This window comes from Bacillus sp. V33-4 (genome assembly GCF_002860225.1).
GTDB classification, from domain to species: Bacteria; Bacillota; Bacilli; order Bacillales; family Cytobacillaceae; genus Bacillus_BJ; species Bacillus_BJ canaveralius.
This window is the reverse complement of record NZ_PGVC01000032.1, coordinates 1-12302: the sequence shown is the minus strand read 5'-3', so window position 1 is coordinate 12302 and position 12302 is coordinate 1. Positions and strand designations below refer to the sequence as shown.

At 39.5% G+C, this 12302-nt stretch carries 11 protein-coding genes and 1 pseudogene; 1 reads left to right on the top strand and 11 read right to left on the bottom strand.

Annotated elements, in window-relative coordinates:
- Nucleotides 1-6 precede the first annotated feature (6 nt).
- From hutU to CVD23_RS21985, 9 genes are all read right to left on the bottom strand, one after another.
- The gene (gene hutU / locus CVD23_RS12295; protein ID WP_101577813.1) at nt 7-1677 is read right to left on the bottom strand and encodes a urocanate hydratase; all 1671 of its coding nucleotides are present in this window, start codon (nt 1675-1677) and stop codon (nt 7-9) included.
- Between the two features lie 201 nt (nt 1678-1878).
- Entirely contained in the window at nt 1879-3369 is a 1491-nt protein-coding gene (locus tag CVD23_RS12290; RefSeq protein ID WP_101577812.1) for a helix-turn-helix domain-containing protein, read from the bottom strand.
- A gap of 130 nt (nt 3370-3499) precedes the next feature.
- Nucleotides 3500-4903 (bottom strand): amino acid permease, encoded by a 1404-nt coding sequence (locus CVD23_RS12285; protein ID WP_101666193.1) that lies wholly within the window; start codon nt 4901-4903, stop codon nt 3500-3502.
- A 358-nt stretch (nt 4904-5261) separates the two neighbouring features.
- Nucleotides 5262-6518: a DUF445 domain-containing protein gene (locus tag CVD23_RS12280; RefSeq protein WP_101666192.1), complete on the bottom strand. Its 1257-nt coding sequence runs from the start codon at nt 6516-6518 to the stop codon at nt 5262-5264.
- A 201-nt stretch (nt 6519-6719) separates the two neighbouring features.
- Entirely contained in the window at nt 6720-6920 is a 201-nt protein-coding gene (locus CVD23_RS12275) for a cold-shock protein (protein WP_101577809.1), read from the bottom strand.
- Nucleotides 6921-7094: 174 nt separating this feature from the next.
- Nucleotides 7095-7262: a FeoB-associated Cys-rich membrane protein gene (locus tag CVD23_RS12270; RefSeq protein ID WP_101666191.1), complete on the bottom strand. Its 168-nt coding sequence runs from the start codon at nt 7260-7262 to the stop codon at nt 7095-7097.
- Between the two features lie 14 nt (nt 7263-7276).
- Nucleotides 7277-9283, bottom strand: a complete 2007-nt coding sequence (gene feoB, locus CVD23_RS12265; RefSeq protein ID WP_101666190.1) for a ferrous iron transport protein B — start codon at nt 9281-9283, stop codon at nt 7277-7279.
- Entirely contained in the window at nt 9283-9507 is a 225-nt protein-coding gene (locus CVD23_RS12260) for a FeoA family protein (protein WP_101666189.1), read from the bottom strand. Before CVD23_RS12260 ends, feoB begins: the two co-directional genes overlap by 1 nt.
- 272 nt (nt 9508-9779) lie before the next feature.
- Nucleotides 9780-9929: a hypothetical protein gene (locus CVD23_RS21985; protein WP_180955651.1), complete on the bottom strand. Its 150-nt coding sequence runs from the start codon at nt 9927-9929 to the stop codon at nt 9780-9782.
- Nucleotides 9930-10053: 124 nt separating this feature from the next.
- Here CVD23_RS21985 and CVD23_RS12255 point away from each other — a divergent pair, with 124 nt between their 5' ends.
- Nucleotides 10054-10293 carry a DUF1090 family protein gene (locus CVD23_RS12255; protein WP_180955650.1) on the top strand — a complete coding sequence of 80 codons (240 nt, stop codon included), beginning with the start codon at nt 10054-10056 and terminating at the stop codon, nt 10291-10293.
- 321 nt (nt 10294-10614) lie between these two features.
- On the opposite strand, the pseudogene CVD23_RS22715 reads toward CVD23_RS12255, so the two are convergent.
- A pseudogene (locus tag CVD23_RS22715) lies at nt 10615-10733 on the bottom strand (phage terminase small subunit); the annotation flags it as partial.
- A 126-nt stretch (nt 10734-10859) separates the two neighbouring features.
- On the bottom strand, nt 10860-11054 hold the full coding sequence (locus tag CVD23_RS12250; protein WP_101577804.1) for a hypothetical protein: 195 nt from the start codon (nt 11052-11054) through the stop codon (nt 10860-10862).
- Nucleotides 11055-12302: the final 1248 nt, after the last annotated feature.

Genomic DNA, 12302 nt, shown 5'->3' with positions numbered 1-12302 from the left:
AAAGGCCTACTTTTTCAACATTGGAATCTGGATGCCTGTTTCTTTTGCAGTCTTGATCGCCAGCTCATAGCCGGCATCGGCATGGCGAATAATACCCATTCCTGGATCCGTTGTAAGTACGCGTTCAAGGCGTTTTTCCGCTTCCTTTGTTCCGTCCGCGACAATAACCATACCGGCATGCAGCGAATATCCCATTCCAACTCCGCCGCCCTGATGCACTGAAACCCAGCTTGCTCCGCCAACGCTGTTGATCAGGGCATTTAAAATGGGCCAGTCTGCCACAGCATCGCTGCCATCCTTCATTGCTTCTGTTTCACGATTCGGTGACGCAACAGAGCCCGAATCCAGGTGATCACGGCCAATCACAATCGGTGCCTTCAGCTCGCCACTAGCGACCATATCGTTGATCATTTTTCCGAATCTTGCCCGTTCTCCGTAACCTAACCAGCAAATACGGGCCGGAAGTCCCTGGAACTTGATTCTATCGCGGGCCATTTTAATCCAGTTGCAAAGGTGCGTATTGTAGCTGAATTCACGTAAAATGACCTCATCTGTTTTGTAAATATCGTCTGGATCCCCGGACAGAGCAGCCCAGCGGAACGGACCTTTCCCTTCACAAAACTGTGGCCGAATATACTCCGGTATAAAACCAGGGAAATTGAAGGCATCTTCGACTCCTTCATCCTTTGCGACTTGGCGGATGTTGTTCCCATAATCAAACGTAACCGCACCCTTGTCTTTGATTTTCAACATCGCGCGTACATGCTCTGCAATGCTTGCTTTGGATTTCACTTCGTATCCTTTAGGGTCTTTACTGCGCAGTTCGGCAGCTTCTTCCAAGCTCATGCCGATTGGATTATAGCCGTTAATCGGGTCATGGGCAGATGTTTGATCGGTCAACACATCGGGAATAAAACCTTTTTCAAGCATCTCGTTTAAGACTTCGCCGGCATTCCCCAGTAACCCGATGGAGGTTGTTTTTTTGTTGTGTTTTGCTTCTAAAGCCAAATTGATTGCTTCATTAAGGCTTTCTGTCATCACATCAAGGTATTTTGTATCCAAACGGCGCTGGATGCGACTGCGGTCAACTTCTATGGAGATGCTGACACCGCCGTTCAATGACACCGCAAGCGGCTGCGCGCCTCCCATGCCTCCAAGTCCGGCCGTTACGGTAATCGTGCCTTCGAGAGTACCGTTGAAATGCTTGCGCCCACATTCAGCAAACGTTTCATACGTTCCTTGGACAATTCCCTGACTGCCAATGTAAATCCAGCTGCCAGCCGTCATTTGTCCATACATCATCAATCCTTTTTTATCAAGCTCATGAAAGTGATCCCAGTTTGCCCATGCCGGTACAAGGTTGGAGTTGGCAATTAGCACTCTCGGGGCATCCGTGTGCGTTTTAAAAACAGCTACCGGTTTTCCGGACTGAACCAATAGCGTTTCGTCATTTTCCAGGTTTTTCAGCGTCGAAACAATCGCATCAAAGCTCTCCCAATTGCGAGCCGCTTTTCCGATTCCTCCATATACAACTAAGTCTTCCGGCCGTTCGGCGACATCGACATTCAAATTATTGCACAACATCCGCAATGCCGCTTCCTGTATCCATCCCTTTGCATGGAGCTCACAACCTGTATAGTTTTTAACTACTCTTTTCCCTGTTTGCTTTACAGACATATCATCACCCGCTCATTCAGTATTTTAAAGACTACAAAAGGATGGGAGTTCTTTTCAGAAACTCCCCTTGTTCTATACCGTAATTGTAGACAAATGATGCAAGCGAAAATAGATGTCTGTTTTTTGAATTTTTAAAATTTTTTTCGAATTTTATACTGTATTATAGCGCTTACATTTTAAACCTATATTTATTTTAGTTTTCTATACTTTTTTGCGATCTCTAAATGAGCGAGGGGTTATCCCGGTTTGTTCTTTAAAAATTTTGCTGAAGTAATTTGCATTTATAAATCCCGTTTGTTCCGCTACATCCTGGATTGATAGTTTTGTTTCAAGTAAAAGACACTCTGCTTTTTTTATCCGATTTTTCGTTAATAACTGCCTGAAAGAGATTCCTCGTTTTTTGGTTAGGAGCGAGCTGAAATAAGCCGGGCTTCTGTCTACATGATTCGCGACATCCCCAAGATTTAACCCGGGATTGTTAAAGTGCTCTTCAATATACTGGATACCCTGTTCGACCACATCTGTACGTGGATGCTCCTCGTGAGTTGCGGCCCGGTCAAGCACTTCGTAAAGGAATAACAAAAACTCCTGAACAATCCGGTACAAAATAGGATTGTATAGAATGGTTTCAAATATTTGATGGTAACGAGCCTCAAGCAATCCTTCGTCAAGGTAAAATGACTTCATGAAGCGGCGAACCTGGGCTAATAAGCTTGTTAACCTCGTCCGTAATAAACCTGGCTCGGGGTATGGTTCTCTCATATTTAAAAATTCTTTATACATCCACTGTTTAAACTTGTTCCTGTCGCCCTCATTTAGCATCTGAATCCATTCCCTCTGTTCTGACGGGGTCAGAAACGGATCGATCATTACCCAGTCCACTTTGTCTTCAATGACCGAAAGCTGCCGATATCCTTTAAAAAAACGGATTTCAAGCCCTTGCTTCGCGCGACGATATTGTTCATTTAACGAAAGAAACGGATCGTGGGAGTCATATAAAACAAGTGATATCGGTTCTGAAAACCGCTCTTCCCACTCTATTAAAATTCGATTGCTTATCTGTTTTAGGTATTCGAGCGGTGATATGTGATCGCATGAAAAAACTAAAACGATCATATCGCTAAGCGGCAGTAATACCGGCGGGTAATGAAAATAATATTCCTGTAAAAAAGAAAGCAGTATAGGAAGTTTTTTCGGGTTCTCCAACTGCATTAGCATTAATCGGTAATTTACGTCCAGCGTTTCTTGATGGACGAACAATGAACGGTAAGAGATGGAGGATTCTTCGCTTTGAGCCGATGGGTCTTGTTTTTTCTTAGCTTGGGAAACATCCTTGCAGCAGAGGGATAACACTCGTTTGATATGGTCAGGCGAATGCGGTTTTAACCAGAGATCAAAGGCATGAAGTTCAATGCCTTGAAGTGCCCGTTCAAATGTGGCCTCTGCAGTCATGACGATGACCTTGGTTCTATACCGTTTGACCAACTCCTTAAAGCGGTCCCATCTATCCTTTGAAATCATATCGAGTTCAATGCAGATAACATCCGGCAATTCGGCCTCGAAAAGGTCAAATAGCTTCGATATTGAGCCTGCCGCAAGAACATGATCAAACGGAATTGAATACGAGGAAACAAGCCAGCCAATCCCTGTTCGTTCATTGTGATCACGGTCGGCAATTAACAACTTAACCATACAGACCCTCTCTTATGGTAGTTAGGTATATTGTAAACTATATTCAGCTGCCGCTTATCATTTTTCCTATTAAAAAACCCCGCACTAAGATTAAACAAAAAAAAGCTGCCAAAAAAGACAGCTAAAAAAGTTATTTGTTGCGAGTAGCGTCGTTTAAGGTGCTGTGCTTTCTCCCATAGGAAAAGTAAATCACTAATCCGATCAAGATCCAGGTTGCAAAGCTTATCCATGTTGTTGCTGGAAGCTGAAGGGATAGATAACCACAAAACAGAATCGCCAAAATCGGAATTAATGGTACAAATGGGACTTTAAAGCCGTTACTTTCAGAGCGATTTGTTTTACGAAGATAAAGAATTCCCGCTGATACGGTCGTAAATGCAAATAATGTGCCGATATTGGTTAACTCCGCCAGCTTGTTGAGCGGTACCACCCCGGCAAAAAACGATACGACAATACAAGTTATCCATGAATTTGTAATCGGTGTTTGCCTCTTTTTATCCACCTGTGAGAATACTTTCGGCAGCAATCCATCACGGCTGATTGCATACAGCAATCTGGTTTGTCCATACATCATGACTAGTAATACGGTGGTTATGCCAGAGATGGCACCGAGGGAAATAAAACCGGCTACCCAGTCCTGGCCAATATAAGATAGCGCAAATGCAACAGGGTTTTTCACTCCCAGTTGATCATAAGGAACGATGCCTGTCAATATCAATGAAACTATAATATATAAAGCTGTACAAATTAACAGTGAGGCGATGATACCAATCGGCAGGTTTTTCTGTGGATTCTTTACTTCTTCAGCCGCAGTAGCAACCGCATCAAAGCCGATGTAAGCAAAGAAAACAGTAGCGGCGCCTGCGGTAACACCGGCGAAGCCAAAAGGCATAAACGGTGACCAATTAGCCGGTTCAACATACCATACCCCTACCACAATAAACAAAAGGACAACAATAAGTTTAATAAAGACCATGACCGTATTAAAACGGGAAGATTTCTTAACACCCTGAGTTAATAACAGGGTAATCAAAACTGCAATCATTATAGCCGAAACATCGATGAAGGTACCTTCTGCCGGGTTATAAGCGCTTGATAACGCCTTTGGGATTTCGATACCAAACCCCTGCAGCAGCCCTTGAAAATACCCCGACCAGCCACTTGCCACAGCAGAGGAAGCAAGACCGTATTCAAGTATTAAATCCCAGCCCAGTATCCAGGCAATCAGCTCGCCAAAGGTTGCATAGCTATAAGTATACGCACTACCAGCAACGGGCACTGTGGACGCAAATTCCGCATAGCAAAGAGCGGCAAAAACGCAAGCAAGGCCTGATAAAACAAATGAAAGAATAAGTGCAGGGCCCGCATGCTCTGCAGCAGCTACTCCAGTTAAAACAAAAATCCCAGTGCCAATTATGGCTCCAACCCCAAGCATTGTTAAATCAAATGCGCCAAGTTCTTTCTTAAGGGTAGTCCCTTTTTTACCCGTTTCCAAGATGAGCGCACCAATTGATTTTTTCCTAAACAAATTCATAACGAACCCCCGAAAATTAAATATTCAGAATTTATCTCCCAATAAATATATATTAAGATAATATATTTATTATATTGAAAAAAAAATAAAATTCAAATTTTTTTCATTTGTAGTTCTTGCCAATTCCAATTACCGCTGACTAAAGGTATTGTGCGCCAGTATAAGTTTTCACATAATATAGATGTTATTATCATATCCGCAAGCTTAACATTTCAAAACAGCAACAACAATCCACCCATCTATAATTGTACCCAAAGCAAAAGCATCTACAAAAAATAGATGCCTGTTTTGAGCAACATTATTGTTTTTAAGCTTTTCCAACTAAACAAATGCAATTTAATGTGATTACGGGTAAATGCTACAGAACCATTTTTAAAACCGCTAACACAACTCCTATCATAAACCCGCAAACAGCTCCATTGACCCGAATCCACTGCAGATCTTTTCCGACATTGTTTTCCATCATATGGATCAGCGACTCGGTATCAAGCTTGTCTAAATTTTCTTTAACCAGCTTGCCAATTTTTGAATGGTTGCTTTCAATCAATTCGGCAATTTGTTTTTGCAGCCAATTCTCAATCGCGTTGATTTTGGCCGGGTCAGTTTTTAGATCGTCAATAAATCGTTTCATAAGCGGGAATATATATTGATGATAAAAGGTTTCTTCATTGATAAATTTTACAGCTCTCTGCTGCGCCTGTAGTAATAGTTCTGTTATTTGGCCTGATAACCGCCAATCATCAATGATTTGTTCTTTCCAGTCATTTATTTCTTTTACCAATTCTTTTCGATTATCTATATCTGCGAGTTCTGTCCGGATTCGCGTAAGAACAATCTGTCTATATTCGTTATCCGGTTCCCTCAAAAGAGGAATTCTTTTCATAAGGAAACTTTGGAGAATCTGGCCAAGCTTTTCTTTATTGATAAACTGTTTTAAAGACTGGAGAGCAAATTGCATAAAGCCGTCGGATTTTGTGTTTTCAAGCAGTTCCATCGCGATGCTGCCCATCTTTTCTTTCGCATCCTCTTTTGCAGCCCATTTTTCAAGCTCGGCTAATAAATAATCAATTGTCTTTTCATCATATCTCTTTGCGATTACCTGCGACGCTCCCGAATGAAGAATTTTTCCAGCATCGATCCGGTAGAGATAATCTTTGAGCTCTTTTTCCAGGAAAGGAGAAATTTTCTCTGCATCGAGGCTGCGAATGATTTGTTCCATAATAGAAACTGCACCCTTTTTGATCGGTTCAGAGCGAATTTCAGTTTCTATGATAGGAATGAGCTTTTTAGTAATCTCTACTTCATTAAGCTTTTCGCGAATGCTTTCTTTAGTGAGCCAATTATTTTCAAGCATATGGATTAGCGCACTTACCATTTTGTCGCGATTTTTCGGAAGCAATGCCGTATGCGGAATCGGCACACCAAGCGGATGGCGAAATAAAGCTGTCACTGCAAACCAGTCAGCCAATCCTCCAACTAATCCCGCTTCAAATCCGCCATGTAACAATCGTCCGATTATGTGATCCTGAACGGGAATCGATGCAAGGAACCCACTTCCCATGATTATTAAAGAAATAGTTGCCAAATATTTTGACCTCGTGCTTTGTTTAGCCATAAAATCTTCCTTATCGTTTTGTTTTATATCACTTTAACATCTAATTTTACCACAGGAAAAATAATTTGCTAAATGTATGGTATAATAGTTAAACCATTTGCTTTACTTGTACCATTGAAGCCCTGCTCATTCGATGAGCAGGGCTTTTCAATATAAAAAAACAGACTCTCGCGATGGAGAGTCTGTTTTGAAAATCAATTATTATGCTTTTTGAACGTTGCTAGCTTGGGGTCCGCGTTGACCTTGCTCAACGTCAAAAGTAACTTCTTGGCCTTCATCTAAAGATTTGAAACCTTCGCCTTGAATAGCTGAGAAATGAACGAATACATCTTCTCCACCTTCACGCTCAATAAATCCGAAACCTTTTTCAGCGTTGAACCATTTAACTTTACCTTTTTCCATCTTTTGTTGCCTCCCTGTGTGTAAGCACACAATGTATTACTATCCTTGCTCTTTTGATATTCAGGCGAAAAGTATCAAAACTTGTTCCTTCCTTATATACCGAACAAAAATAATTCTTCTTTATAATAACAGAACTTAACGAAATAAACAATTATCCTGTTGATTTTTTTCTTTTTAAGCTTTTTTATGAACCGCCGTGATCGTTTCTACACAATTTTGTGAGCAGGATTTTTTAATACTGCAGCTTGCACATTTCCCTTGTTTTGACTTATTTATAAATCTAAATAGAGCCCAGCCCGCATATCCAAATATCGCTCCGGCAATAACAATGTTGGCAATCATTCGATTTCCCCCCTTTACGACAGACCCAGGAATTTGCCGCCCTGAAAAACAAGAAACGCTAAAGTATAGGCAATAAAAAATGCGTATAGAATAGAAAATGCTGTCCATTTTTTTGAACCGGTTTCTTTATAAATCGTTGCTGTCGTCGCAAGGCAAGGAATATAAAGTAAAATAAATACCATAAAGCTATAGGCAGCAAGGGGAGTAAAATATTCTGCAAGCAATCCTTGCAAACTTGCTTCATCAGGCACAAAATAGATAATATTCATCGTTGAAATAATTGCTTCCTTCGCAAAAAAACCCGTTAATAAGGATGCACCTGCCTGCCATGTACCAAATCCGATTGGCTCAAATAGAGGTGCAAAGAGACCTCCAACCGCTGCCAAATAGCTATCATCCATGGCAACGTTGAAGCCGTTTGGCCCGATATACGATAATGTCCATATAAAGACGGAACCTGCAAAAATAAACGTTCCAGCCTTTTTTACAAAGCCTTTCCCTTTATCCCATGTACTTTTCCATAATGCCTGGAATTGTGGGATCCGATATGGGGGAAGTTCAATCACAAATAAAGATGTTTCCCCTTTTAAAATCGTTGAAGAGAATATTTTAGCCAAAATAAGCGCCGTCAAAACGCCGAGGACATACAGGGATAAAACAACAAATGCTTTATTTTGCACAAAAAATGCTCCAACAAACAAAGCATAAACCGGCAATCGAGCTGAACAGGACATCAATGGCGTAAGTAAAATGGTCAACAATCGTTCTTTAGGTGTTTCAATCGTTCTTGCAGCCATGATTCCCGGGACATTACAGCCAAAGCCAATCACCATCGGAATGAAGGCTTTTCCGTTCAATCCGACCGTTTCCATTATCCGGTCCATAACAAGAGCTACTCTTGCCATATAACCCGAATCCTCCAGTAAGGAAATAAAGAAGAACAGGATAAAAATTTGTGGAACAAAAACAAGTACTCCGCCAACTCCTGCAACAATGCCGTCAAGGACCAAGGAATGAATGAATTCCGAGGCCCCTACTGCTGTAAGTAATGCGGCAATTCCACCTGCCAGCGGGCCAGAAATGAATCCATCCAACAAATCAGATAGCGGAAAGCCGACCCAATCAAACGTTAGCATAAACATCAGATACATGAATGTTAAAAAGATCGGGATTCCTAATACCTTGTTGGTGACAATCGTATCGATCCGCTCCGTTAAAGTAGTCTTCGCCTGGTCTCCCTTTACGACTGCTTCTGACAAAATTGTATCGATCTTTTCCTGTCTTTTTTCATGAATATACTGCTCAAGCGATTTTGCTCCGTGTTGATGTTTCAGGTTGATTTCGATTGATTGAACCAGTTCATCTAAAATGTGATTATCTATAAATGTTTGCAAATAATTTTTCACATATTGGTTTCCTTCAAATAGCTGTAAGGCAAGCCATCTAGTTGAGTGGGCTGCTTTACCTTTCAGCATTTCCTCAAGCTTCAGCACGCCTGCTTCAAGTTCTTTCCCGTAATAGACAAGATTGTTTTTTGTCCTTGAAGCCGAATTTGTGGTTGCTGTCTTTGTTAAGGAGTCACAACCTTTCCCGCTCCTTGCAATAACAGACACAACTGGCACACCAAGAAGTTCTGACAATTTTTGCGGATTCAGCTTAATGCCACGCTGTTTAGCTACATCAATCATATTTAAACCAATGACAATCGGTTTTCCGTATTCAAGCAACTGAATTGTTAAGTGTAAATTTCTCGGCAGTTGAGAAGCATCAATAATGTTTAGCGCCTTGTCAAAGTACTCCGTTAAAAAGAACTGACTGACAACTCCTTCATCCTTTGACAGCGGATTCAACGTATAAATACCAGGCAGATCAATTAATTTATCTTTGTTGTTCTTAAATAATCCCACTTTTTTCTCAACCGTTACACCACTCCAGTTCCCAACATACTCATATGAACCGGTCAAATGATTAAATAATGATGTTTTTCCGGTATTCGGGTTTCCAAGCAACGCAATATCCATTATACCCTCTCCACTTCGATGCGGAATGCTTCAGTTCGGCGAATGCCGACACACTGACCGCAAGACTCCAACAAGTAAGGTCCACCAAATGGCATAATGCATTTAATACAAACTTCTGTTCCTTCCGTTATTCCAAGACTCATAAGCCTGCGGCGCACCAAATGATCTGCCTTTGAAATGTCCAAAATCTTACCTTTATCGCCTGCTCTTAATTGTCCCAACATGTTCCTCACCCTATATAAAAAGTATTTATCAGCTTATTAGTTGAGAATGATTCTCTTTATCTTTATTTATAACAATTCCCTATTTGTTTTGCTGTGCGAAAAATCACATTCTTTGGCTCTTCTTCATGATTTAATAAAAAATTTACATGTATATTCAAAGCCCGGTAGTCTCAATGTCAAAAGAGCAAAAAAAGAAGCCATATTGAAGGCTCCTGATTGTTTCACATTTTGTAATTCTGCTGGATAATTTTCTCAGCCTGGACGCAGTTTTTTCACTCTGAATTATTGGTGAGCTGCTGTCCGATCACTCCGTGAGGCTCTGGAACATAATCCAAATGAAGCATTTCCTTTGATACAACATCACGTTCATACGAATCGTCTTTCAGATTCTTATCCTTTTTGACCTGATCATTTTCCTTCATATATGTCACCTCCATCTTCTATAATTTTTGGAGAACGCTTTAATAATATGCGGTAATGAAAATGGGTTGTATTGTAAATATTAAAGTAGTACCCGTTCGAAATAATTGTGAAGGAGAGACTTATATGGAGAACCAACGGATCAATAATCGAAGTGAGCTGAATCAAGCCGTATCACAAACTAAGCAATCAATTATCCAGTCATTTCAAGACGGTGTAACCCAGGCAAAGGACGATCTTGCCCAGGCTGAGAATGCTGGAAATCCAGACTCTATTAAGAGGCGCCAAGAACAACTTACTGAAGCACAGAATGGTCTATCACAAGCCCAATCTACTTTTAGTAATACTGCTGAAAAAACCCAGTAATGAGCGGATTATTTATGAAGCTATCCTGAATGGATAGCTTTGTTTAAAATTTTTGCAGGTCAAGTTATTCTTAGTACTGTATGCTACAGTTACTATTAAACTATAATTATTTTATTGCGTTTGCGCGCTAATCGAGAGACCTCCAACTTACTTTGAAGTTAAGTACCGACCTTATATTTCCATAATCAATAAAATGAATGCATAAATTTCATAAAGCATATTTTTTATTTAAAAACGAACATTTATTTAAAATTAAGACATTGTTATTCTTTTCAAACTGAATCCTCCTTGTGCATATGACAATTTAATTCGTTTTTCGGACTTTTTTTTGTGCACACGTTTTTCAGAGGGTGCACCCTTGTTTCCAACCCATCCATGTCGTTGTTTCCATGACTTTATGTTTTTAGCGACACTCCATACTTCTTGGTAATCTCTTTCATGTCTTTTAAATATTTTTTTTGCGATTTGATGTGAAGTTCAGCCTTCTACACACAGCCTCACCCTTTGATTCGTGTTGTTTTGGAGCAAAAGAAAAAGCACCCTTAAAAAAAGGATGCTCTCTATCTTTATTTGTGATTATATACCGAAACCCATGTAACTAAATTCATATTGATTTTATGAATTCCGTTATCGCGTTCCCCAACAAAGTAATCCCCAGAATTATATACGTTATCCATTACTTGTTCTGGGCTTTTTCCTTCTAGAAAAAGTGTTTTTGTGTTTTCTTTGCCAAAGTGAAATATTACTTTAAATTCTTGCATACGTGGAGTGGCCTCCCCTCTTTAATATATAATTCGATAAAAAGATGGGTCTTTCCTGCTTTATGATATATATTCAACAATGGATGGATTCTTAAACAATGCTGCCTTTGTGCTATTTCTAAATTTAACACGGCATTTTATTTGAGTACAAATTATAGCATCATTATGTATTCACCCAAGTGGCTTGTCCTTACATGATCTTTCATAAATCTATCTCCCTTCATTAGTACATTTCGACAAAAGGAGAAATTTTCTACAATACACCAAAAATTGCCTATATAACAACATCTATACGTCAAAAAAAAGAACGACTGTAAAAAAATGCACTTTTTGCGAATATGTGCATGGTTGAATGAATATATTTAATAAAACGTACTTGGAGGTGACGGAAATGGAATGGACAGAAATAGCTTTAATAATTATTGGTGTCCTTTTGTTTAAAAAAGGCCCGATAATAGTTATCCACAATCATAACGGACCTAAGGGTTAAGATTCCCCCACAGCCAAATGGGGTAAAAACTGACTTACCTTATATATATATTATATGGAGTGTTTTATGACTTGTTTTCACTAATTTACTAAGTTAATTTATTTTAAGTTTAAGAGCCTTTTTTTAGGAAACGAGGAAAAGGCTCTGTGCATCCTCAATTCAATTTTCGTTTCCGCCCGTTCTAGATGATTCTGAACAGTACTTTTCTAACTCCCATCAGCTCAGCTGTAAATTCTTCAGTAAACATATTTTTATTTAAATCAGAGCATTTTTTCAATTAAAGAACTATTTTCACAACACAATTTCTCTTCAACTAAATTATTGTTGATAGCCAAGGAATCCTTTAATATCAAGGAAATAACGTTTTTTTATCATATTTTAGAATTACATTAATGTTGGTTGTTGGTCATCACAAACAAAATAAACGTTTGAAGTTACAGATGTTGGTAACTAGGTCTGACATGTATATACACCTGGGCTTAAAATTCAAATACATCTTCAATCATCGTGCCCGTTTGTAGAAAAAACCCTACTGATTAATTTATGTATAATTACTCAATAAAAAAGAACTGCAGTTCTTTCATCACAGTTCTTTTTTATTAAAGTTTAATGCAGTATATTTATACCTAAGGTTGATTGAATCATATCGCTGCCAAAACGTCGAAAATATGTTCAAGTCACACACACATTGTACTTGAATCAATTTCATAAATTTAACCCCTTGAACCCCAATGGTTCTGAGACGCAAAAAAAGGAGT